The sequence below is a fragment of the Streptomyces sp. NPDC001027 genome (genome assembly GCF_040299045.1).
Classification (GTDB): Bacteria; Actinomycetota; Actinomycetes; order Streptomycetales; family Streptomycetaceae; genus Streptomyces.
This window is the reverse complement of record NZ_JBEPBI010000035.1, coordinates 15852-38848: the sequence shown is the minus strand read 5'-3', so window position 1 is coordinate 38848 and position 22997 is coordinate 15852. Positions and strand designations below refer to the sequence as shown.

General features: G+C 70.6%; 19 protein-coding genes. 10 read left to right on the top strand and 9 right to left on the bottom strand.

Annotated elements, in window-relative coordinates; translation table 11 throughout:
• Positions 1-12: 12 nt before the first annotated feature.
• The gene (locus ABT300_RS13235) at positions 13-714 is read right to left on the bottom strand and encodes a hypothetical protein (protein WP_351674550.1); all 702 of its coding nucleotides are present in this window, start codon (positions 712-714) and stop codon (positions 13-15) included.
• 534 nt (positions 715-1248) lie between these two features.
• On the opposite strand from ABT300_RS13235, the gene ABT300_RS13230 reads away from it, so the two are divergent.
• The 3 genes from ABT300_RS13230 to ABT300_RS13220 all read left to right on the top strand — a co-directional run bounded on the left by ABT300_RS13230 (position 1249) and on the right by ABT300_RS13220 (position 4446).
• Positions 1249-1647 (top strand): peptidoglycan-binding domain-containing protein, encoded by a 399-nt coding sequence (locus ABT300_RS13230; RefSeq protein WP_351674549.1) that lies wholly within the window; start codon positions 1249-1251, stop codon positions 1645-1647.
• Positions 1648-2653: 1006 nt separating this feature from the next.
• Positions 2654-4126 carry an AAA family ATPase gene (locus tag ABT300_RS13225; RefSeq protein WP_351674547.1) on the top strand — a complete coding sequence of 491 codons (1473 nt, stop codon included), beginning with the start codon at positions 2654-2656 and terminating at the stop codon, positions 4124-4126.
• Between the two features lie 176 nt (positions 4127-4302).
• Positions 4303-4446 carry a hypothetical protein gene (locus tag ABT300_RS13220; protein ID WP_199832028.1) on the top strand — a complete coding sequence of 48 codons (144 nt, stop codon included), beginning with the start codon at positions 4303-4305 and terminating at the stop codon, positions 4444-4446.
• A gap of 75 nt (positions 4447-4521) precedes the next feature.
• Here the strand turns inward: ABT300_RS13220 and ABT300_RS13215 are convergent, their stop codons facing one another.
• The 4 genes from ABT300_RS13215 to ABT300_RS13200 all read right to left on the bottom strand — a co-directional run bounded on the left by ABT300_RS13215 (position 4522) and on the right by ABT300_RS13200 (position 6461).
• Positions 4522-5115, bottom strand: coding sequence for a restriction endonuclease (locus tag ABT300_RS13215; RefSeq protein ID WP_351674545.1), 594 nt, complete (start codon positions 5113-5115; stop codon positions 4522-4524).
• Between the two features lie 159 nt (positions 5116-5274).
• On the bottom strand, positions 5275-5676 hold the full coding sequence (locus ABT300_RS13210) for a DNA-binding protein (RefSeq protein WP_351674544.1): 402 nt from the start codon (positions 5674-5676) through the stop codon (positions 5275-5277).
• Positions 5673-5921, bottom strand: coding sequence for a type II toxin-antitoxin system CcdA family antitoxin (locus tag ABT300_RS13205; RefSeq protein WP_351674542.1), 249 nt, complete (start codon positions 5919-5921; stop codon positions 5673-5675). The genes ABT300_RS13210 and ABT300_RS13205 overlap by 4 nt, the downstream gene beginning before the upstream one ends.
• Before the next feature lie 126 nt (positions 5922-6047).
• Positions 6048-6461 carry a hypothetical protein gene (locus ABT300_RS13200; protein WP_351674540.1) on the bottom strand — a complete coding sequence of 138 codons (414 nt, stop codon included), beginning with the start codon at positions 6459-6461 and terminating at the stop codon, positions 6048-6050.
• Between the two features lie 83 nt (positions 6462-6544).
• Between ABT300_RS13200 and ABT300_RS13195 the strand changes: the two genes are divergently transcribed.
• The 5 genes from ABT300_RS13195 to ABT300_RS13175 all read left to right on the top strand — a co-directional run bounded on the left by ABT300_RS13195 (position 6545) and on the right by ABT300_RS13175 (position 13864).
• A complete protein-coding gene (locus tag ABT300_RS13195; protein WP_502977928.1) occupies positions 6545-9475 on the top strand; it encodes an SCO1167/SCO6262 family helicase in 2931 nt (976 codons plus the stop codon).
• A complete protein-coding gene (locus ABT300_RS13190; RefSeq protein ID WP_351674539.1) occupies positions 9472-10707 on the top strand; it encodes an SWIM zinc finger family protein in 1236 nt (411 codons plus the stop codon). The genes ABT300_RS13195 and ABT300_RS13190 overlap by 4 nt, the downstream gene beginning before the upstream one ends.
• Positions 10708-10952: 245 nt before the next feature.
• Entirely contained in the window at positions 10953-11231 is a 279-nt protein-coding gene (locus ABT300_RS13185) for a hypothetical protein (RefSeq protein WP_351674537.1), read from the top strand.
• Positions 11232-11802: 571 nt separating this feature from the next.
• Positions 11803-12153: a hypothetical protein gene (locus ABT300_RS13180; RefSeq protein ID WP_351674535.1), complete on the top strand. Its 351-nt coding sequence runs from the start codon at positions 11803-11805 to the stop codon at positions 12151-12153.
• Positions 12154-12196: 43 nt separating this feature from the next.
• Positions 12197-13864 carry a tachylectin-related carbohydrate-binding protein gene (locus ABT300_RS13175; protein WP_351674533.1) on the top strand — a complete coding sequence of 556 codons (1668 nt, stop codon included), beginning with the start codon at positions 12197-12199 and terminating at the stop codon, positions 13862-13864.
• An 84-nt stretch (positions 13865-13948) separates the two neighbouring features.
• Here ABT300_RS13175 and ABT300_RS13170 read toward each other — a convergent pair whose 3' ends face one another.
• Positions 13949-15298, bottom strand: a complete 1350-nt coding sequence (locus ABT300_RS13170; RefSeq protein WP_351674531.1) for a wax ester/triacylglycerol synthase domain-containing protein — start codon at positions 15296-15298, stop codon at positions 13949-13951.
• 287 nt (positions 15299-15585) lie between these two features.
• Between ABT300_RS13170 and ABT300_RS13165 the strand changes: the two genes are divergently transcribed.
• Together ABT300_RS13165 and ABT300_RS13160 are read left to right on the top strand one after the other, a co-directional pair.
• Complete coding sequence (locus ABT300_RS13165; RefSeq protein WP_351674529.1) at positions 15586-16749, top strand: macrolide family glycosyltransferase; 1164 nt, start codon at positions 15586-15588, stop codon at positions 16747-16749.
• Between the two features lie 194 nt (positions 16750-16943).
• Positions 16944-17429, top strand: a complete 486-nt coding sequence (locus ABT300_RS13160; protein ID WP_351674527.1) for an acyl-CoA thioesterase — start codon at positions 16944-16946, stop codon at positions 17427-17429.
• Between the two features lie 61 nt (positions 17430-17490).
• Here the strand turns inward: ABT300_RS13160 and ABT300_RS13155 are convergent, their stop codons facing one another.
• From ABT300_RS13155 to ABT300_RS13145, 3 genes are all read right to left on the bottom strand, one after another.
• Positions 17491-19851 (bottom strand): copper resistance CopC/CopD family protein, encoded by a 2361-nt coding sequence (locus ABT300_RS13155; protein ID WP_502977927.1) that lies wholly within the window; start codon positions 19849-19851, stop codon positions 17491-17493.
• A gap of 108 nt (positions 19852-19959) precedes the next feature.
• Positions 19960-20694 carry a GNAT family N-acetyltransferase gene (locus ABT300_RS13150; protein WP_351674525.1) on the bottom strand — a complete coding sequence of 245 codons (735 nt, stop codon included), beginning with the start codon at positions 20692-20694 and terminating at the stop codon, positions 19960-19962.
• Positions 20687-22966, bottom strand: a complete 2280-nt coding sequence (locus ABT300_RS13145; RefSeq protein WP_351674524.1) for a penicillin acylase family protein — start codon at positions 22964-22966, stop codon at positions 20687-20689. The genes ABT300_RS13150 and ABT300_RS13145 overlap by 8 nt, the downstream gene beginning before the upstream one ends.
• Between the last annotated feature and the right edge of the window lie 31 nt (positions 22967-22997).

Genomic DNA, 22997 nt, shown 5'->3' with positions numbered 1-22997 from the left:
AACGGTAGCCCTCTACGGCGTCGATGAGATCAAAGCGTTGCTGATCTCCCGCAGGCGCCCCTCCGGCAGAGCGAAAGCGTTGTAGGGATTTCGGTAGGAGTGCCCGCCGTCGTTGATCCAGACCCCGTCCGCCAGCCTCCAGTGGGCAGGCTCCCACTGCCCCTGGTTCTCCAAGAGCATCCCCGCTACTTCGGCGGGCTCCTCAATCAGCGTGAGAGCGGCAAGCGAGGCAGTGAGGGGAACAGCCGCGTCCTCGGGGAGCCGCGCATCACCGAGGGTCGGGAGGAGCAGCAGGAGGCGAGCGTCGGCATCGTCCATGCCCGCTGGTGCCGGCTGTCGGACAGCGGACAGAAGTTCCGGCCAGGCGGTTCCGGGCCCCATGAAGTGGCCGTCGTCCACTGCGAGGATTTCCGCCGCGGGCCAAGCCGGGTGATGTATCAGGTAGTCCACCCCTTGATCTCCGTCGAAGTTGCGGTAGACGACGTAGATGGTGTGGCCGGAGCGCAGGGGCACGGTGAACACCGGCCACTCGTGGTCGGCGGACAGTGCGCGGTAGAGGTCCATGGCCGCGTCCCAGTCGGCACCGAACGCGGCTCGTTGCGCGTCCTCGCCACGCAAGCAGGTACCGAGGTGCACCGGCCAGAACAAGGGCTCGTCCAGATAGGCGCTCCCCTCGACCAAAGGGCCGCCTTCGTATCCCGGGATCTCCAGCACCCGAGGAGCATGGCACGAGGCACGGACACTCCTGCCTCCACGCCGTCGCCAGGATGCACCACAAGCGCACCAGAACGAGCGGGGAACAGCGGGGAACCACGGTGAAAGCAGCCGAGTCCGACGAGGCCGCTCCCTCACCGTTCGCCCAGGTCAGCGCCCGGACCGGCCGCAAAAGCTCGCAGCTTCCCAAGCTGATGGCTTGGGGCCGTCTTAGGGGGTCGGCCGTCGCAGCGTGCTCCGCTCGACGATGTCCCCGGCAGTGTGGCTGAGACCAGTGGCAGTGCGGCGAGGCCCACACGCCGCCTGATTGGCTGGCGCACCCGCCGTCGTGGCTGACTGTCGGTGGCTGGGATTCAGGGGGCGTTGTGCCTTGGGATCCGACTGCGAATTGAACAACTCCTCGCGTGTCGGAGAGATGAGGCCCATAGATGCCCACATACTGGCTGCAATATGCCTGAATCATCCCTATGTCTGGGGGTATTGATGCCATCTGTGCGAACAGTCGGAGTCGACGGTGACAACCAACCTGACGACGTGCAAGAGGTGCAGGCGTTCCTCAACGTCTGGCGGGGCGGTAACGGCTTTGCCACGCTCGTCGAGGACGGCGTGGTCGGCCCCGTGACCGTCGATGCGATCAACGCGTTCCAGGAGGTCCAAGGCGGAAACGGGGACGGCCAGATTCTTGTGGCGGACACCAGCGACGTCGACGGTGGCCAGATCGCCACGGGGGACCTCGGTACCTCAGATGAGGTGCAGGGGCAGGGCGATGGGACCACCATCAAGGAGGCGTGCGAGGCCGCCAAGGCCGACTGCAAGGAGAAGGCGAACTGCTCGCAGGACAACTTGAAGATGCGGAAGTGTCTCTGTTGGCGCGGCGGGGAACTGGGGTTCACCTGCCAGGTCAAGTGCGGGTGCTCTACTCCGGTCGCTTGAGGAACCGTTGCCCGCGGGAAGTGCGGTACAGCAGAGAAGTACAGCAACCGTGCCGACCGCAGGCAGCTGTCCCGAACTGTTGACGGCCGAGTGACCTGACCGAGGGCGAAGAGGACACCTCTCATTGGTCGACGGGGCCGTTGATCGGAGAGGCACGCGGCCCACTGGTCTACTTCCCGATGCCTTGGAGCATGGCTGATGAGGCCGCCGCCTACGCAGCGGCCCTCGCGGACTCAATGGGGCTGGTCTGCTTCGACCCCCAACTGAACTGGCTCAGGCCTTGAGGCTGGGGGGTGCGCTTCCGTCTCAGTTTCCGTCTCATTCAGCGCCGTTCACGGTCGTTCAGACGGGACCGAAGTCGGTAGCCGCTCTCACAACCGTCCGCCGATGAACGCAGGTGAACGACCCCGTCCGAGGCTCCTGAGACGACCACCACAGTTGGAAAGCGTGTTGGGGGCAACCCCTCACGAGTTCGAATCTCGTATCCTCCGCAGTCGCCTGAACAGGCGAAACGAAGAGCCGGACCGTGATCGCGGTCCGGCTCTTCGGCGTGCTTTGGTTGCAGGTTTGGTTGCATTTATGTCTGACATTACGGTCATTTCACTCGGCCCGTTGGCCGCCGACCGGGTCGTCGGCGGTCTACGGGCGGCTGGACGGCGCCCCGCTCGACGGGGATCCGCGTGAGCGCGAGGTGCGCCGGTTCACCCAGGACTCCTCGTCACGGTGCGGGAGTCCCTGTCCAGCGCGGTTACCGTCGATGTCGGCCTGATCCAGGACCCCAACACCGGTCATGAGCGCCGGGCCGTGGTGGAGACCAACATGCCCTGGTTCTCTCAACTGTTACGCGGCCCGGGCCGACACCGTGTTGGACGTCGTTCTGCGCGCAGCAGATCCTCGTGGGCAGGTTCCCCTTACGATGCGCCGTTCCTCCGCGCGTCGGCAGCCTCGGTGCACATATAGGGGTACGTTTTATAGATACGTACTTCTATATCTACCGAGGTGGCGTGTGGACAAGCCTGCCGAGATGTTCGATCGCGATTACGAGTGGTCGGCGCTGGCCCGGTTCATCGGCGATGAGCAGCCCGGTGCCACGCTCGGAGTGGTCTCCGGTCGGCGCCGCCAGGGCAAGACCTTCCTGCTCGACGCGGCCTGCCGTGCCGAGGGGGGCTTCTATTTCGGTGCGACCGAGGCCGCTGACGCCGAGTCTCTGCGCCGGATCAGCACTGCGCTCACCGCTCATGTCCGGCCCGCCAGCCCCTACCACTTCGCACATTGGGCCGAAGCTGTCGACGCACTCCTTGCCCTCGGCGCCGAGCGCCCCGTGCCCGTGGTGATCGACGAGTTCCCGTACCTCGTCAGAGCCAATCCGGAGCTGCCCTCCATCATTCAAGAGGCGTTCCGTCCGCTGCGGGAGCAGCGGACCGCCTCTCGTGCGCGGTTGCTACTGTGCGGCTCGGCCCTGTCCTTCATGGGCAAGCTGTTGTCCGGCAACGCACCGCTGAGGGGCCGGGCGGGACTGGAACTTGTCGTGCGCCCCCTTGACCACCGACTCGCCGCCGAGTTCTGGAACATCACCGACCCCCGGCTGGCCCTGCAGGTCAACGCGATCGTCGGCGGTACACCCGCCTACCGGCGCGAGTTCGCGCGAGGAGACAGCCCCGACGGGCCCGACGACTTCGACGCCTGGGTTGTACGTACGGTCCTCAACCCCGAGACGCCGCTCTTCCGCGAGGCCCGTTATCTGCTGGCCGAGGAGCCTGATCTGCGTGACACCGCCCTGTACCTGTCCGTCCTGGCGGCCGTCGCCGACGGCAACGCCACCCGCGGAGGTATGGCCGGCTACCTGGAACGCAAGGCCACCGACATCGCGCACCCCATCAACGTCCTCGAAGACGCCGGACTGCTGCACCGCGACGCCGACGCCTTCCGCGACAACCGCCCGACCTACCGCATCGCCGAACCGCTGATCGGCTTCTACCACGCCATCATGCGCCCGGTCTGGGACCAGTTGGAACGGCCCGGCAGCGCCGCCCGGGTCTGGCAGGCAAGCCGTCGCCGCTTCACCAGCAACGTCCTCGGCCCCCACTTCGAACAGGTCTGCCGCGACTGGACCCTCCACCACGCCGACCCCGACCTGCTCGGCGGTCTCCCCGCCCGCGTCGGACACGGCGTCGTCCATGACCCCAAAGCCCGCACCGGGCACGAGATCGATGTGGCAGTCCTCGGTATCGCGGACGGCGGCAAGCCGCCGCTGCTGGCCATCGGAGAAGCCAAGTGGAACGACACCATGGGCATCGCGCACATCGATCGCCTCCGGCACATCCGTGACCTCATCACCCAGGCCGGACGCTACGACACCACCCGTACTCAGCTCATCTGCTTCAGCGGGGCGGGCTTCAACGACAAGGCCCACATCGCCGCCGACACCACCCCTGGCATCCGGCTGATCGATCTGGCAGCCCTGTACGGCCAGGCGTAACACCTGTGCCGAGCGAACTGATGCCTTGATGCCGGTCGACCTCGGCGAGAATGTCATGATCCGGACCAGAAGGAGCGGGAATCAGTCGAATACGCGCGCAGGTAAAGCGGTTCGCACCGCTGGCCAGTGACGATGGGCCTGACATGGCACGCCTCCGACCGGACAGAGGAGGACGAATGGGCAAACAGGTCAAGTGCGGGTCGACCCATACCAAGACCGGCAAGCGGTGCCAGAAACCGGCGATGATCGGTTACTCCCGCTGTCAGTTGCACCGAGGCGAGTGGAACCCGCCGCAGAAGAAGAAGACCAAGAAGCGCTAGCCGCAAGCTGTGGTGCGGTTCTCTGACGGGGAGTTCGGGGGCCTCGTGACGATTCTCAGGCCCCTCCTCATGCAGCTACGCCCCTCGACGACGGGCTGCGGGTCTGGGCGATGTGCCATATGTCCTCTTCCAGCGGGCTCGGTGCCGTTGGTCGCCCTGGCCGGAGCCGTTGATGCTGATCAGGGATTGCAAGGTGGCTCCGTTGTTCCACAGTCCGAGGTGGTCGCGGTGGATGGCGAGGATGCCGTTCTGCAGGGCGAAGGTTTCGGAGGGCCGGCTGAATCGGGTGGTGGTGACGAAGACTGCCAGGTCGGCGCCGAAGTGGGCTTTCGCGCCGAGAAGGTCACGCAGCTCCCGGCTGGCAATGGTGCTGGTGGTGGTGTAGCGCTTGCACTGGATGATCATTGTGCGGCCGTCTGGGAGGCGGCCGGTGACGTCAGCGCCGTTGTCTCCGGAGCCGCCGACGCGGCGGACGTCGGTGCAGCCGTCGCGCCGACAGAGAGCCGCGACCAGGTCTTCGAATTCGGTGCCGGACATCTTGTCGACGTCGGCCAGTGTCCGATGGCCGACCCGAATCGCGTCCTGCCGGCGCCAGCGCCGGTCCCCGCCGCGAAGGAGCCGGTCCGTACGTAAAAGCCACCAGGCTCCGGTAGCAAGGCCGCCGAGCACGACAGCTCCGATGAGGTACGGCCAGGCGGTCCGACTCTTCGGCATGTCCTGGTTGCAGTTCCGATTGCATTCACAGGCGCCATTCGGGACACATCAACCAAGCATGAAGGGCGCACGCTCGCATCCGTGGGGCGACTGACGACGGAGTCACGGCAGCGGTCAGAGGCCGATCATCAGGACCTTGCTGCCGCACAGCCGGGTCATGTCATCGACATCCGACGTGAGGATGGCGGCCGGGCCGGGCTGACGCAAGGCCGCTTCGGCGACGGTGGCGTCGATCGCGTACTTGTGTCCGTGCACGCCGGCGCCCTTGAGCAGCAGTGCCGCCGCCTTGGCCGCCGCCTCGGTGACCGGCTCCACCTTGACCCGGGAGAGCGCCCATTGCAGCCGGGGCAGATCCACCCTGGAGTGGCTCACCTCCACGATGGTGTTGGCACTGACGACAAGGTCCGCTCCCATGTCGTGGAACACCTGGAACATCGCCAGAACCTTCCGGTCCTGCGCCACCCAGGCCGACAGCCCCTCGCTGTCCAGGACGACAGTCTCAATGTGCCCGCTCACGCGGCGCTCGCGCCGCCGGCGGCCTGTGTCGTGCCGAAGATCCGCGCCCGCGCCTCGGCCAGCTCTTCCTCACTGAAGGTCCCGTGCTCATCTGTGTGGCTGCGCAGGTCGGCCCCCAGAAGCTGGTGCCGGATCTGTCTGGCGACCGCTTCGGCCACATAGCCGGAGATGTTGTCCGTGATCTTCTTCAGCTCCGCCACCTGCTCGGTGGGGAGTGTCACCGTGATGCGTGTGGTGTCAGCCATAGCGGCAAGCATACTGCGGTATGCGCGCTACGTGCTCTCTGTTCCCGCAGTCGGTCCGGTCAGAGGCAGTCGGGCGGCTGTCCGTTCGAGGAGGTGCTCAGCTGGGCAGTTGTGCGACCCTCCGGTTCAGCGGGTCCAGTAGCGGTATGCCTCGATCCATTGCGAGCCCTCGGGGGCGGGTTTCGGCAGCGGCAGGTCCAGGATTCCGATGTCCTGTCGGACCGCCCCCCGGGCGCAGCGTGCGACCACGCGCCCGTCCTCGGCCAGATCGACACCGACCACGCTCACCTCGACGCCGAGAACCGTCGTGGTGAACGGCACGGCAAGGTTCTCCTCGATCATCGTGAAGAAGCTGGTGAGCTGCTCATCCTCGCCGTAGGCGTCGACGGTGGCCTCTTCGATCAACGCCTCCAGCACGGCTGGTTCCCAAGTGCTCATGGCCTGACCGTAGCGCTGCACCTTACGGTTGAGGACCGGCGCGTTCAGCAGCGGCGTACCCGCCGTGGCGACGCCGTCGCCAGCAGTCAAGCAGAAGCCCACGGTTGCCAGCGTGTGACGTTGCCTGGTGGGGTTCGGTAGTGAGCGGGCCTGGGGTGGTCCGGCACGCGACAGGGCGGAAGAAAGTGGCACGAGTCGTCGTACGAGAGCCGAGTACGGGCGGCGCGAGGAGCGCACCGCCGCCGGCCCGGCAGGAGACATCCAGCTTCGGGAGGGAGCTGCTCGGCGCCGGCTGGGCGGCGGTGTTCCTGCCCGGTGAGCCCGCCCGCCTTGGGCAGCTGCTGCTGTGGAAGCCGACCGGAGCGGCAGCCGGAGACGGTATGGCGCCCACCGGCCTTGAGACCGAAGCGGTGGAACTCGTCCTGCCGCACGGCCGCTCGGTCAGGCGGCGCAGGGTCGAGGGTTACGCGCTTCCTGTCGCCGTCGCCGTCTCCGCCCTGGTCGATGCGGAGCCGACGCATCCCTCCGGCGCCGCCTGGCAGGCAGCCACTCGTTTCGCGCTGCGGCTGCTGGCCGACGGCCGCCTCCACCCGGCCATCACCTCCTCCGGTTACGACACCTGGCAGGTGGGTCCCTTCACAGCCGCCCAGCGCCGGACGCTGGACGCCCTGGCCGCCGCCTTCCCACCGCACGCCCACTGCCTGCCCGAGCCTGGCCCTGCGCCGGTACGGATCGCCGAACCGGCTGCACTGGTACGCCAGTTCTGCGACGCGGTCGCCGATGATCTGGTCCGTACGCCGGCCGCGCCGCTCGCCATGGGAGCGCTGCCGTACGCCTGGCGCGAGGCCCGTGCCGTGCCCGCCTTGCGTGAATGGGCCGAGGAAACCCAGGCGGCGCTCACCGCCGAGGTCAGTGTCTCCCTGCGCGTCGACGTACCCGAAGGACGCCGACGGCAGTTCCGGGCTGTCCTTCAACTGCACACCGCGGCGGACCCGGCGCTCGTCATCGAGGCCGCACAGCTGTGGAGCGAGCCGACCGAAGTGGAGCGGCTGCTCGGCCCGCGCGCCGAGACCGAGACCCTGCTCGCCCTGCGTCGCGGCGCCCGCGCCTGGCCCCCGCTGCGGAGGCTGCTAGACGATGCCGCTCCCGATCAGCTGCGGTTGACCGACGACGAAGCCTTCGAGCTCCTCGGGGACGCCACGGACGCGCTGCGCGCGGCCGGTGTCGACGTGCACTGGCCGCGCGAACTGGTCAAGGCGCTCACCGCGACCGCGGAGATCGGGCAGCGCACCGCCCCGGGTTCCGCCGTGGGCGGCCTGCTGGACACCGAGGCCCTCCTCGACTTCCGCTGGCAGGTCTCCCTCGGCGGCGAGCCGCTCACCGAGGCCGAGATGGATGCCCTCGCTGAGTCACGCCGCCCCCTCGTCCGGCTTCGCGACCAGTGGGTGGTCGCCGACCCGAAGCTGGTGGCCCGCGCCAAGCGCCGCCGGATGGAACCGCTCACCCCCATGGAGGCGTTGAACGCCGCGCTGACCGGCGAGGCCGTGCGAAGCGAGATGGGGGTCCCCCCGGCCGGAGGCTGGGGGAGGGACGGTGACCGGGTGCCCTGTGCGGCGGTCGGTGCGCTCGGCGACCTGGTCGCTCGTATCCGCGACCCCGAGTCCCGCACTTCCGCGCCCCAGCCCGCCGCTCTCAAGGCCACGTTGCGGGAGTACCAGAAGCGGGGCCTGGCCTGGCTGGCCGAGATGTGCGCACTCGGCCTCGGCGGCTGTCTCGCCGACGACATGGGCCTGGGCAAGACCATCACCTTGCTGGCTCTGCACCTGCACCGCCAGAGCGACCCGACCACCGCGGGCCCCACCCTGGTCGTCTGCCCGACCTCCCTGCTCGGCAACTGGCAGCGCGAGGCGGCCAGATTCGCACCGTCCACCCCCGTACGCCGCTACCACGGCGGTGACCGCCACCTGGGGGATCTGGCCGACGACGAGATCGTCCTGGTCACCTACGGGGTGCTGCGCCGCGACCGCGAAGTGCTCGCCGAGACACCCTGGTCGCTGGTGGCCGCCGACGAGGCCCAGCACGTCAAGAACCCCTACGCCGTCACGGCCCGCGAACTGCGCGCCCTGCCCGCCCGCGCCCGCGTCGCTCTCACCGGCACCCCCGTGGAGAACAACCTCTCCGAGCTGTGGGCCCTGCTCGACTGGACCACCCCCGGGCTTCTCGGCACACTCACCGCCTTCCGTGACCGGCATGCCCGCGCCATCGAGGCGGGCGAGGATCCCGAGGCCGCCGAGCGCCTGTCCCGTCTCGTACGTCCCTTCCTGTTGCGCCGCAAGAAGTCCGACCCCGGCATCGCGCCCGAACTGCCGTCCAAGACCGAGACCGACCACATCGTCCCGCTGACGGCCGAGCAGACCAGCCTGTACGAGGCACAGGTCCGCGAGACCATGGCGAAGATCGCGGAGTCGGAGGGCATCGCCCGGCGCGGTCTGGTGCTCAAACTGCTCACCTCGCTGAAGCAGATCTGCAACCACCCCGCCCAGTACTTGAAAGAGCACAGCCTGCTTCAGTCCACTTCCCTGCGGGGCCGCTCCGGCAAGCTCGACCTGCTGGACGAACTTCTCGACACCATCACCGCCGAAGGCGAATCCGTGCTGGTCTTCACTCAGTACAAACAGATGGCGGCGCTGCTGGAGAAGCATCTCGCCGAGCGCGGCGTCCCCGCTCTCTTCCTGCACGGAGGCACCCCCGTCGCGCGGCGCGAGGAGATGGTGGACCGCTTCCAGCGCGGTGAAGTACCGGTGTTCCTGCTGTCGTTGAAGGCGGCGGGCACCGGACTCAACCTCACCCGCGCCACTCACGTCGTGCACTACGACCGCTGGTGGAACCCGGCCGTCGAGGACCAGGCCACCGACCGCGCCTACCGCATCGGCCAGGACAAACCAGTCCAGGTGCACAAGCTCCTCGCGGAGGGAACCGTGGAGGACAAGGTGGCGAAGCTGCTCGAAGCCAAGCGCGCCCTCGCCGATGCCGTCGTCGGCTCCGGCGAGGCAGCCCTCACCGAACTGTCCGACGCCGAACTCGCCGAACTCGTCGCCCTGGGAAGGCAGTCATGAGCCCCGCTGTCCCCGGCCCGCGCCGTGCGCCCGCCCGCGGCAAGCGGGCCTTCGCCGCGACCTGGTGGGGCCAGGCATGGGTGGCCGCCCTGGAGGACTCCACCCTGGACGCCGGACGGCTCTCGCGCGGACGCACCTACGCCCGCCAAGGCATGGTCAGCCCGGTCACCATCGCTCCGGGCCAGGTCAAGGCCGCTGTCCAGGGCAGTCGCCCTCGCCCGTACCGCTCATCGGTCCACCTGCCGGTCCTCACCGCCCCTCAGTGGGACACCCTGCTCGACACGATCGCGGCCCGCGCCGGGCATCTCGCAGCTCTTCTCGACGGCGAGATGCCCGCCGAACTCGTCGACGACGCCCGGCACGCAGGCGTCCCACTGCTCCCCCTGCCCACCGAGCTCGATCCGGAGTGCTCCTGCCCCGACTGGGGACACCCCTGCAAGCACGCCGCCGCGCTCTGCTACGCCATCGCAGCCACCATCGACACCGACCCGTTCGTGCTCTTCTCGCTGCGCGGCCGCGGTCGCGAGGAGGTCTTCGCCCAGCTACGCGCACTCCGTACAGCAGCACAGGAAACCGCCACCCCGTCGGCACCGGCCGGCATCCCGGCCGCCGCCGCGTACGCCCACTGGGCCGAAGAGCCCCCCGAACCGCCCGAACTCCCGGAACCCGCCGCCCACACCACAGCACTGCCCGTCGCCCCGCCACCAGGCAGCGGCCTGGCCGCCGCGGACCTGGAACGCCTCATGGCCGACGCCGCCGCGCGCGCCGCCCGGCTCCTCACGGGCGACACCGCCGACCTGCACCTGACCCAGCACCAGGACGCCGTGCGCATCGCCGCGAGCGACCCCGGACCCGAGTGGTTCCACCAACTGATCCGGAAGACCGGCGCCAACCCCACTGCCTTCGCACGCCTCACCCGCGCCTGGCGCCACGGCGGCCCCACGGGCGTCACCGTCGCCGAACAGCCCCACACTCCCGACCCGACGGTGATGAAGGCCGCCCGCGCCGCCCTGGACGCGGCCCTCGTCGAGATGACCGACTCCCCCGTACATCTCAGAGCCTGGCGCAACCGCTTCACCCTCACCCACCACGGCATCCAATTGCGTCTGGGCCCCGACGCCCGCTGGTACCCCTACCGCCGAGACGACGACGGCGAATGGTGGCCCGCGGCACCAGTCGACAGTGACCCGGTCACCGCGCTCACCGCGGTCTGGTCGCAGAACGGGGAGTAAGGGGGCGATTCCGCGCAGACCAGAAACCACGAGCAGAAGCTGGACACACTCACGCTGCTCCACTTCCGTCGAAGTCGGTGCCGGTCATCGCGTCCACCTCGGCGAGAGTCCGGCACCCTGCCTCCAAGGGCGCGAGTCGGACACGACCGCCGTGACGTCAACGTCAGCAGTCCACTGCCGCTCTTTCCAGTGGTTACAGGGTTGATCGACTCCGTAGAGGCTGCTTTGGTCGCGACGCTCACGGCGTGGCCGACACGACATCGCACACACCGGACGGCGCCGACCCGTCCCAGGAGCATGATTGCGGGCCGGTGCGAAAGCCGGTCGGCACCGACCGGGTGCGGTTCTCCCTCCTGGGCTGGGTGCTCGCACCTCTAACGACATTGCAGGCCCGCAGCCTGATGGCCGAGTTCGGACCGGGGATGGACGCCCAGACGGCCTGGATGACCGCACGGCTGGCTCGACACCCGGACGAAGTCCCGTACGCGAGGTGGCGCCTGACCGGTGAGGAGAAGACCGGTTGACAGCCCAGGCAACCGAGCAGGATGCGGCACCCCCTCAGGTGCGCGCTCCGCTTCTGAGGGACATCGGTCACGACGCACACGGAACCAAGGCCGGATTCGCAGGGTTCACACGCCGACCACACGCCCGGCATCTCACCTGAGCTCTCCGCAATGTGCTTTATCGATTCAACAGGATCGCGCGAAGTCGCCGCCAGAGACACTCCGATTTACACTGGGAAAGCAGGACTTGCCAACCGCTCCGAGTGAGTGTCGGGCACGGGAGAGCCGAAGAGTGGCCAGCCCCCTTTTGCATCGGTGTTCTCGCCGGTTCCACCCCGGATATAGCGTGTTCTAACGGCGCAGGGACCATCAGCGCCGCAGACGTTTTCCGCGCTGCTCCACCGCGCGAGGGCCCCGGATTGCGCTGCTTGAGAATCATGAATCTTTCTTTGCGAAGCTGCTGCGCGCCGTACCGCCCAACCCCGTTGATCAGGCCTCAAATGCGGCGGCTTCGCACGTTGTAATGCGCCATCGACGAGGAGGAGAAATGAGCGGGTTCAGGGACATCGTAGGGCCCATTAAATTTCGGTTCATGAAGGAGGGGTGGACGAAGGGGGTGGAAATCCGCGGCCTTCCAGCGCTGAATCTGCGGATCACGTTGTCGTCCCCGCCTGGTCCGGGAGGCGACATCCAAGCGCAGCTGCACCGTCTGGGCGGCCCGGTAGGCGGCTCCGTAAGCCTGCCGGCGGACGGAGCGTCGCATGAGCACACCTGGGCCAATCTGAGTCCGGGCATGTACAAGGTCGCATTGACGAGCGGTGCACCGCTCCAGGGCCAAGCGAAGACCGGCACCTATGCGCTCAGCAGTGACGCCCCGGAAGCCGACGAGGCGTTGGCCTCCTTTGGCGGGCCCGATCTCGAAGAGCCCCAGTTCCTCGAATAGATGATTGCGGACCGCGGCTTGGCCAAAGAAGGCTGGAGGGGTCATGACGGATGGCAGTACGGTGGCCATTTACGGCATCACGCCGGAGGGCGAGCTGCGGTGGTACCGCCACGACGGCTGGCAGGACGGCACCGCAAGCTGGACCGCCGGACAAGGCGGAGTCAGAGTCAGCGGCGGCTGGGACATCTACACCACGGTGTTCGGCGGCGGCGAAGGCGTCATCTACGGCATCACGCCGGAAGGCGAGCTGCGGTGGTACCGCCACGACGGCTGGCAGGACGGCACCGCAAGCTGGACCGCCGGACAAGGCGGAGTCAGAGTCAGCGGCGGCTGGGACGCCTACACGACCGTGTTCAGCGGCGGCGAAGGCGTCATCTACGGCATCACGCCGGAAGGCGAGCTGCGGTGGTACCGCCACGACGGCTGGCAGGACGGCACCCCGAGCTGGACCGCCGGACAAGGCGGAGTCAGAGTCAGCGGCGGCTGGGACATCTACACGACCGTGTTCAGCGGCGGCGAAGGCGTCATCTACGGCATCACGCCGGAAGGCGAGCTGCGGTGGTACCGCCACGACGGCTGGCAGGACGGCACCCCGAGCTGGACCGCCGGACAGGGCGGAAACCTGATCAGCGGCGGCTGGAACATCTACAGCAAGGTGTTCGGCGGCGGTGAAGGCGTCATCTACGCCGTGACGCCCGAGGGTCAGCTGCGGTGGTACCGCCACGACGGCTGGCAGGACGGCACCGCAAGCTGGACGGCCGGACAGGGCGGGAACCTGCTCAGCGGCGGCTGGAACATCTACACCACGGTGTTCGGTGATTCCGCGGTCGGCCACCCGCGTGGGGTGCTGCCGATCGGTGACATCTTCTATCAATGCAGCCGTTTTGGCGCTGATGGCGTCCTGAGGGTAGCTGACGAGGGAACGGTGTCCGTCGACTCCGAAGAGCGGATGTCGATCAGTGGACCAGCGATGCCAGGAGAAACATTCTCCTGGCAATGGAGCCTCCTCGATGAGAGTAAAACGCTCAGATTCCGAAGAGGAGAGTACTCGATTACGGCTGATGGGCGAGCTCAGGTCGCCATAGTCAATCTCGGCGGCTCGCTTGACGGCAAGAAACTATCTGCCAAGGGTCACGCCGAAGTCGTCACGGCCAAGGTTGAAGGATCGACCTCAGTTACTGTTCCAGGTGGGTCGGCGGGCGCTGGTGGAATCGCGGTGGGGCCCTCTGCCCACACCGATGTCGAGATCAGTCCGGACGGAGCGGGCGTCGAGGTCGGCGCTTCGGCAGGCACGATCGGCGGGCACACCGAGATAACTATCGGAGGCCAAAAATACGGCACTGGAGTCGAGCTCGGACTCAAGGCAGAAGCGGGTATACATTGGGGACCCACAAGCACCATAAAGCTACCTGTCATAACGGTCAGCGGCCCCAATCCGATGGCTGGGGTAACCTCGTTCGTCACACACGCCGTAACGGACTTTGCTCGAGATCCGATTAAGACATCGGAAGAAACGCTCGGCGACATCCTCGGTGCGGGAAAGGACGCTGCCGACGCCGTCGGCCAGGTGGTAGAGCTGGGCGAAGACCTCGTCGGCTTGGCGAAGAACATATTCCAGGTGGATAACGACGACAGCAATATCGTGACCAGCAGTCAGACGTCAGGATTCCGCCCCAAGACCCTGCCGCCCGGCGCAGGCATCATTGACTGATGAAACTTCCGCCGGGGTTGACACGGACAGCACAGAAGCCGCCCCGCCACGGCTCGCAACGGACAAGCCCGTAATTACGGGCGTTCACGGGGTGCGTTCGGCGAGGAGGGTCAGTTCGTCGAGGAAGGCCTCCGCCAGCAGGTCGGCGTCCTGGCTGCCCGAGTTGGTGGCGACGCTCAGCGTGTGTCCCCGGGTGCAGCCGCCCAGCGCGAAGGTGGCCGTGTCGGCCGGGGGCACCATGGGGACGATCGTCAGGCGGCGCAAGGGTCGCCCGGCCAGCGTCTGACCCTGTTCGCGCAGGTGGACGTAGGAGCAGGCGGCAGGCGCGTACGAGGGCGCGAAGATCTTCCCGCCGGCCAGGGCCATGGTCGCCCCGGGCACCGCCGCGAGCGTGCCCTCGAACAGCTTCTCGGAGGTGCGCCGGGGCCGGGTGACCGGGGTCAGCAGACCGGTGCAGGCGGTCAGCCGGGCCGCGGGGTCGGACAGGTTCACCGGCGCGGGCACGCGGACGTTGGCGAACGCGTTGCCCAGGAACTCACCGCAGTCGTCCGGGCGTTCGTCGACCGGGACCGACAGCCAGACCTGCCCCGGCTCCCGCTCCCGACCCGTCTCCCTACCCCTGCCCCGGTCCCGGTCCCGGTCAGGGTCACGGTCGCCGTGGGAGGCCGTCCCGGTGCCGGGTGGGGCGGCTTCCGCGGCGGACAGGCACGAGCGCAGGACGCCTGAGACGGTCGCGAGGAACACCTCGTTGGTGGTCGCCGTGCGGGCGGAGGCGGCCTCGCGCGCGGCCCGCAGCACGTCGGTCCGCAGTCGTACGACCGTGTAGGCCGGCTCCCGCGTCCCCCGGTGCGGCAGGGGGACCGCGCGTCCCGCGGTGAGCAGCCCCGGCGGGCCCCCCGCGCTCGGCGCCGGCCGGACCGTCCGTCGGCGGGGGCCCGGCACCGCCAGGGAGGCGGCGCCGTCGAGCGGGCCGCCGTCGTCGAACAGGGCCCGCAGCAGAGTCGTCAGCGAACGGCCGTCGAGCAGGCTGTGATGCATCCGGAAGAGGAGGGAGAACTCCCCTTCGGCCGAGCCCCGCAGCAGGTGCAGGCTCCACGGCGGCCGGTCGGCGGGGAACGGCGTGTGGAACCACAGCCGGACGACGTCCCGCAGGGTGCCGTACGCCTCGTCGACCTGCCGGCCGAGGTCGTGGCCGTCGCGTCGCGCCCAGCGATGCCGGCCGGTCCACCAGGCGAGGCCCGTCCGGGGCCCGCCGGGGGCGACGAGGGTCTGGGTGAGCCGGGGCAGCGCCTTCCAGCGGTCGCCGACCAGCGCCCGCAGCTCGTCCAGCGCGGGCGGGACGCCCGTGAAGTCCAGGGCGATCCCCGCGTTGGGCGGGCCGAACGGCCAGCGGGCCATGCCCTCTTCCATCAAGGGCAGATGCGATCCGGGCATGAGACTGCTCCTGTCGTGGGCGTCCCTGGCGGGGGTCGCCCCGCGCGGGGCGGCCATCGGAGGACGAGGTCCTGTCCCTCCAACGGCCGATCCGGGCGGCGGTCACGTCCTGCGGGCCCCGCGGGTGTCAACGCACGGCCGTGACGGCTCCCTGATGGGGTGACACTGCCGCAGGTTTGCGGACGCGGACCGCGTCGGAGCGCCTTTAATCGGGACTCCGCGTCCGCCTTCGGGCGCCCTGTTCCCGTCCACCGCACCGGCCTCGCGCCGGACAGGAGTCGTCTGTCGTGCCTGGTCCTCAACCGCATCCCGCGCACATCGCCGTGTTCAACGTTCCGATGCACGGGCACGTCAATCCGACGCTGGGGGTCGTCGAGGAGCTCGTACGGCGGGGGCATCGGGTCACCTACGCCGTCACCGAGGAGTTCGTGCACCAGGTGAAGGCGGCGGGCGCGGAGCCCGTCCTCTACCCGGACGCGGGGGACGACTCGGAGGCGCCGGAGGAGATGGGCGAGGGGTTCGCCCGGGTCGTCGACACGGCGCTGGCCTCACTGCCGTCCCTGAGCCGGGCGTTCGACCGGGACCGTCCGGACCTGGTGCTGTGCGACGTCTACGCCTTCGCCGGACTGCTCCTGGGGGCGAGCCGGCAGACGCCCGTCGTCGTGGCGTCCCCCACCCACCTGGCCTACGACGGCATCGTCCCCGAGTTCTTCGGCGTGCCCGGGCTGCCGCAGATCCCGGGCTTCGGGAAACTGACGGCCGCCTTCGCGGAACACGGGGTGGACAGCGCGCGGATCCTGGAGCTCGTGCACCCCGAGCACGCCGTCGCGTTCTTCCCCCGCGCCTTCCAGCGCAGGGCGGACACCGTCGCGGCACGTGACGTCGCGTACGTCGGACCCGCGCTCGGGGACCGGTCCTACCAGGGTTCCTGGCAGCCCCCGCGGCCGGATCTGCCGGTCCTGCTGGTGTCGCTGGGCTCCCAGTTCACCCGGCGACCCGACTTCTACCGGTCCTGCGTCCAGGCGTTCGCGGAGCTGCCCTGGCATGTGGTGATGTCCGTCGGCCACGCCGTCGCGCCGGACGAGCTGGGGCCGCTCCCCGACACCGTCGAGGTCTATCCGCACGTGCCCCAGCTGGCTGTGCTCGCCCACGCGGACGCCTTCGTCACCCACGCCGGGATGGGCGGCACGATGGAGGCGCTGCACTACGGCGTGCCGCTGGTGGCGGTTCCGCAGATGGCCGAGCAGCGGGTCAACGCGGCCCGGATCGAGCAGCTCCGGCTCGGCGTCCATCTGCCGCGCGAGACCGTCACGCCCGAGGCGCTGCGCGAGGCCGTCCTGCGGGTGTCGTCCGACCGGGACATCCGCGCGGGCGTGGCCGCCATGCGCCGGGAGATCGCGCAGGCCGGTGGCGCGGGCGCGGCGGCCGACCTGATCGAGCGGGCCCTGTAGACCGCAGGCATCACAGGCATCACAGGCACCGCATGCAGCGCATGCAGCGCAGCCACCATCCGTACCGCACCGCAGCGCAGCGCAGTCACCGCAGGCCCGCGGTCGTCGCCGGGGCCCGCCGACCCGGCAGCCGCGGCGCCGGGACCACACACCGGCCCGGGAGGCCGGGACCCTGTCCGAGGAGCGACCCCTTGATGATCCACACCCTGGCGTCCGACGTCCGCCGCACGAGCACAGCGCGCCCGCCCCACGACGAGCCGGACCGTCGGCCGCACCTCTATCTCCGTCAGGTCCGTATGAGCGACCTGGACTCCATGCAGCATGTGAACAACGCACGGCTGCTCGAGATGATCCAGGACGCCCACATCGACCTGTTCTACCTGCGCCCCGGGCTGCCCGGGCAGGAGATCCGGCCGCGGTTCGTGTACGCACGCCACGAGCTCGACTACACCGAGCCGCTGGTGCTGGAGCCCGAGCCGGTCACCATCGTCACGACCATCGGCGACCTGCGCCGCTCGTCCTTCCGGGTCACCAGCCGCGTCACCCGTGACGCCCGGGTGTTCTGCACCTGCGTCAGCACGGCCGTCGCGTACGACCCCGACGCCCGCTGCTCGCGCCGTCTCGAGGAAGAGGAGCTCGCCCTCGCGGCCCGCCACGCCACCGCGGAGCCGGGGCGCTGACCTCTGATGCGCCCCTGGTGCGCCCCTGCGGCGGTGCAGGGGCGGCGTCGGGCGGCCCGCCTCAGCGCTCGATGCGGAGCGGCTTCGTCACGCTCACCTGGTCGACCTCCGACACCCGGATCGTCACCTTCATCTCCCAGTCCCCGGCGATGGGCAGATTGACGGCGTCGGCGCCCCAGTAGCCGCCCTTGTCAGCGACCTTGGCGTCGAGCGGGCCGACTTTCTGGTCCGGGAGGGTGAAGGAGACGCGCAGTTCGGGGACGGTGACGAAGCCGCCGTCGGGGCCGTAGACCACGGCCTGGAGGTTGTTGTCGCCGACCCGGCCCGGGTCGAGGGTGACCTGGACCTTGCCCTGAACGCTGCTGACGCCCGGTGAGCCGAAGGAGAAGGGGACGTCGGTCACGGACGCCACCGGCAGTCCGGCGTCCTGTCCAGCCGCCGCGGCCTCGGCCGCCGCCCGGCCCGGCAGGGTGCCGGTGAGGACCGTCGTCAGGACGAGCACGACGACCGCGACGGCGACCTCGACCAGCACGGACCGGCGCAGCGACCGGCGCGGGTCGACCGGCCGGCGGGCGGGGATGACGGCACGGGCGGCTGTGGAGGTGGGGGTGGTGGCTGGGGTGGGGACAGGGGCGCGGGTGGGACCGGCGGGCGAGTCGGCAGTGGGCGGCTCGTCGACGGGCGGTTCGTCGGCCTGCGGTTCGTGGGCCTGCGGTTCGTGGGCCTGCGGCAGCTGCACGTCGGAACGGGCATCGGCGTCGGCATCCGCATCCGCGTCGGCATCGGCGTCGATGCGGGCGCCGGCCTGGTGGGCGGTGCGGTCGGCTTCGGCGTCTGCCGCCTCGGCCGCCCTTCCTCCCACCGGCAGCGGCACCCTGGCCTCGCGCTTCGCGGTCGCCTCCGTCGCGTCACTCGCCCCGGTCGCCTCCGTCTCGTCGGCCGACTCCGTGGTCACCTTCCCCGGTGTCGTCGTCGCGCTCACCGCGTCGGCCGTGTTCGACCCCGCCGACGTCTTCGCCGCCTTCGCCGCCCTCGACTCCGTCGACGTCCTCGTCGTCGCCGCCGTCGCGTCGCGGACCGTGCGGCGCGACCACGCCCCCGCCATCAGCAGGAGCGTCACCGCGGCGAGCTTCGCGAGCAGGACCCGGCCGTACGTCGTGTCCGTCAGCGCGGACGTGGAGCCGAGGCCGCGCCAGGACTGGTAGACGCCGGTGACCACAAGGACGACGACCGAGAGGCCGGCCGTCCGGGAGAAGCGGGTGACCACGTACGAGGGGACGGACGCCCGGTGGAGCAGGGTGAGCAGGGCTGTCAGACCGCCCAGCCAGGCCGCCATCGCCAGCAGGTGCAACACCGAGGACGTCATCGCCGCCGGGACCTGGATGCCTGCCGACGCGTGCTCCGCGGCGGCCCAGGTCAGGGTCAGGGCCACGGCCAGCGCACCGCCCGTCACGAGCGACGCGCGCGAAGGCCGCTCCCCCTGCGGGAGCGTGCGCTGCCGCAGGAGCAGGGCCGCGACCGCCGCCAGCAGCACGAGCCGCGCCGCCAGGGCCAGGCCGGGACGGGTGCCGAGGGTGCGGCTGAGGCCCGAGAGGTCCAGGGCCTGCGCCGGGCCGGCGCCGGTCTCGTAAGGAGCGCGGAGCAGGAGCAGGAACACCGTCGATCCGGCGAGCGCCCACCAGCCGGCCACCAGCAGCCTGCGCAGCGGGCGGACGTCCGGCGGGCCGCAGACGGCGACGAAGACGCCGGTGCCGATGAGGAGGGCGGCGGCGATGTAGGCGACATAGCGGCCGATGTTGAACAGACCGCTGGTGGCCGGGTCCTCCACCGAGGTGCTGGGCAGGGCCGGCGGGACGGCGGACGGCTTGCCCACGGAGAAGGTGAAGGCGCCGGCGATCGGGTGGCTGTCCGCGGACACCACGCGCCAGGCCACCGTGAACGTGCCGGTGCCGAGCTTGCGGGGCAGCGTGACGCGCGCGGTGTCGGCGCGGCCGTCGGCGTGCCCCGCGGCGCCCGTCTTCACCCGCTTGTTGTCGGGGTCGAAGAGCCGGAACGAGTCGTCGAGCAGGCCCACCGACTCGGTGAAGGTGAGGGTGATCGAGCCGGGGGACGTCTTGACGACGCTTCCGTCCACCGGATCGGCGCCGCGCAGGGCCGCGTGGGCCGACGCCGGTCCGCCGCTGAGGCCGAGCAGGACGAGCACGGCGCCGAGCAGCACCAGCGCCTGCAGCCGCCGCCGTCGGCCGACGCGCGCCCCACCGCCGACCCGCCCGCCGACCCGCCCGTCGAACCATCCGCGACGGGACCGGCCTGAAGGTTCCTCGTCAAGTCCGCCGCCGAGCCCGCTGGGGCGGGCGACGTCGGGTCCGGGCCCGTCGCCGTGCCGGCCCTGGGGTCGCCCGCCATCGCGCCCTTCGCTCACGTCACCGCTCCGTCTTGCTCGAGAATCCGAGACCCGCGTACTCGCGGATACGTACGCGTGCACGGGCCATCCGGTTCACCTCGCGGCCTCACGGGGCGGGCGTGGCCGTCACGCGGGGAAGGCTACCTCCCGGCGCAGAAACGCCAGCTGGGCCCTCTTCTCGGGCAGATGCACGTCCGGCAGGTCGATCTCGGGCAGGGTGACGACCGGGCCCGCCTCGAAGCCCTGCCGCAGAAAGCGGGCGATCGCCTTCTCGTTGCGCACATCGGGGTCCACCACGACCCGCGGCCGGTCGAGGACCAGCAGGACGTACGTGGCGAGCACGCCCATCAGCGCCGACGACCAGCCGCGTTGCGCGCCTTGTGAGTCCGCCGGCGCGAGGAGCAGATGGATGCCGAGGTCGCCGGCGGCCACCTCGTAGCAGTCGCCGACCCGGTCCGCGGCCGGCTCGTAGGTCTGGAGGAGGGCGACCGGGGCGCCGTCCAGTTCGACCAGCAAGGCCCGGTGGGTGTCGAGGCCGGCCATGTGCGCGTAGACGTCCGCGACCTGGTCCCGGGTCAGGCCGTTCATGCCCCAGAACGCGGCCCGCTCCTCGCGGACCCACCCGTGGAGGACGTCCGCGTCGGCCTCGGCGTCTACGGGGCGGATGGCGACGGCGCCGAACCCGCCGACCGTCTGCCGGTGGACGTACGGGGACGCGGGCGCGGAGGCTGTCTCGGGCGCGGGCGCGGGCGCGGGCTCGGGCGCGGGCGCGGGCTCGGGCGCGGGCGCGGGCGCGGGCGGCGAGGCGGTCTCGTATACCGGCAGCGAACGGTCGAGCTCCGATACGGAACGGTCAGTCATGGTCGCTCTCCTTCTTCAGCAGCGCCCAGTCGGTGACGACGGGAGCCAGCCCGCCCTCTAGCCACAAGGGGAGCTGATCGTGGTGGTGGGGGTGTCCGGGGACGCCGGACGCGCCGTGCGGGACGACCCACAGGCTGTCCTCGCGGCGGGCCAGGTCCCATACGTAGCGGGCAGCGGGGCCGCGGGCGGCGAGGTCGGTCCAGCCGGGCACGGACGAGGTGCACAGCACGCAGTCGTGGTCGCCCGCGAGAGCCGGTCCCTTGTACGAGGGGTCGGGCAGCGCCCGCCAGGGGGCGAGGCGGTGGGTGTCGCCCCAGCGGACGGCCGGCTGCCCGGCCGTCTCCTCGAGGGCGTCCCGCACCAGCCGCGACCGGTCGACGCCGTACAACTCCTCGGCGCGCAGCAGGTGTTCGAGGGCGTATCCGATCCGCGGGAGGAGCGCCAGCCAGGGGAGGAGGACGTCCGGGTAGGCGGGCGGGGCCGTCAGCGCGGCGAAGGCCGGGTGCGCGGCGAGCCGGCGGACGACGGCGCCGCGCAGGGCCGCGTACCGGCCCGCGTCCTCGCTGTCGGCGTCCATCCGGCGGTCCCAGCGCAGCAGTCGCTCGCGCAGTGCGACGGCCGGGCCGGTCAGGCCGTCGAGTGCGGACACGTGCGCCAGCAGGGGCTCGGCGGAGGCGAGTCGGGTGTCCGTGTGGACGGCCGCCATGTCGGGGGCGGACCACTTCCGCCGCCGCGCCAGCAGCGTCCGGATGCGGTCGGCGCGGTGCGGCGCGGCGAACTCGACGCCCAGCCCCGCCGCCGGGCCCCGCTGATTGGCCATCACCGCGACGCCGTCGGTCAGCCCCGCGCGGGGCGTCTCGTGCCAGCCCGTCCACTCGTGGCCGGGCTCCCAGGCGGGCACGACCCGGATGCCGTTGGCCGCGGCGCGGCGCGGCACCCGGCCCGCGACCCGGTGCAGCAGACCGCCCTCGGCGTCGGCGGCCTGCACGACGTTGACGGGTTCGACCCACTGGTCGAAGGCCCGGTCCACGTCCGCGACCCGGCGGGCCCGCAGCAGCGGGAGCAGGGTCTGGAAGCCGAGGTCGGAGGTGACGCGGGGCGGATAGCGCAGGCTCACCGCGAGCGGGGGGTCGGGGATGTCGTCGTCGGGGACGTCGTCGTCGGGGCCCTCGCCTGCGACGACGCCGGGAACTCCGTCAGGCCGGGCCGGGCCGCCGGCGGGACCGGGGGCCCTGGGGGCCTCGGGGGCGCCAGGCGTGACGGGGACGCCGGAAGTGCCAGGCATGGCGGGGGCGTCAGGCGTGGCGGGGGCGCTGGGGGCATCCGGGGGGCCGTCGTCCAGGCCGTCCGGGCCTCCGGCGATCACCGGTCCCCGTTCGGTCTCGAGCACCTCCACCTCGACGGGCTCCTCCCCCGCCACCCGGACGAGTTCGGTGTGCCGGGCCACCCGCCGCCAGCTGCCGTCCGGCCCGAGCGCCTCGACGCCCGCGCCGGTGCGCCGCAGGCGTTCGCGGTAGAGGTCCTGGTAGTCGGCCATGGCGTTGGTGATGGCCCAGGCGACCGTGCCGGTGTGCCCGAAGTGGGCGATCCCGGGGACTCCGGGCACCGCGAGCCCGACGACGTCGAACTCGTCGCAGGCCAGCCGGATCTGCTGATACACGCCGGGCTCCTCGACGAAGCGGTGCGGGTCGCCGGCGATGACCGGCTGCCCGGTGACCGTGCGGTCGCCGCCGACCAGCCAGCCGTTGCTGCCGGAGGTGCCGGGCCCGTCCGTGGCGAACAGCCCGACCGCCTCCGGGCCGAGATGCCGGGCGGCCTCCTCGCGCCACAGCTTGGCCGGGAACCCGGCGAACAGGATGTGCGTGGCCAGCCAGACGGCCAGCGGCGTCCACGGTTCCCAGCGGCCGGGCGCGAGGCCGACGCGCGCGAACTCGGGTGCGAGGCCGGTGCGGGACGTCTCGCGCAGGCCCTCGTTGACGCCGTCGACGTACGCGCGCGTCCAGTCGGCCGTCTCGGGGTCGCGCTCGACCAGGTCGTCGAAGCAGCGTCGCGCCGTGTCGTCGAGGCGGGCGCGGCGCACGAGAACGTCCCAGGAGAGGGCGTCGGGTCCGAGGAACGACGCCGAGGAGCCACGCGCCCGGTGCCGTTCCACCTCGAGCTGCCAGGCGCGGTCCCGTGCGGTGACCAGCCCCTGGAGGCGGGCGAGCGACCGTGCGTCGGCGGCGCGCAGATGCGGGACGCCCCAGGCGTCGCGGTAGATCTCGGTGGTCACCCTGCGGCCCCATTTCCCATAAGGTTAGGCT

Coding starts and splice junctions, on each gene's coding strand:
- ABT300_RS13170 (WP_351674531.1), bottom strand. CDS start 15,298: ATGCCCGGATCGCATCTGCCCTTGATGGAAGAGGGCATGGCCCGCTGG.
- ABT300_RS13175 (WP_351674533.1), top strand. CDS start 12,197: ATGACGGATGGCAGTACGGTGGCCATTTACGGCATCACGCCGGAGGGC.
- ABT300_RS13150 (WP_351674525.1), bottom strand. CDS start 20,694: ATGACTGACCGTTCCGTATCGGAGCTCGACCGTTCGCTGCCGGTATAC.
- ABT300_RS13180 (WP_351674535.1), top strand. CDS start 11,803: ATGAAGGAGGGGTGGACGAAGGGGGTGGAAATCCGCGGCCTTCCAGCG.
- ABT300_RS13160 (WP_351674527.1), top strand. CDS start 16,944: ATGATCCACACCCTGGCGTCCGACGTCCGCCGCACGAGCACAGCGCGC.
- ABT300_RS13190 (WP_351674539.1), top strand. CDS start 9,472: ATGAGCCCCGCTGTCCCCGGCCCGCGCCGTGCGCCCGCCCGCGGCAAG.
- ABT300_RS13220 (WP_199832028.1), top strand. CDS start 4,303: ATGGGCAAACAGGTCAAGTGCGGGTCGACCCATACCAAGACCGGCAAG.
- ABT300_RS13205 (WP_351674542.1), bottom strand. CDS start 5,921: ATGGCTGACACCACACGCATCACGGTGACACTCCCCACCGAGCAGGTG.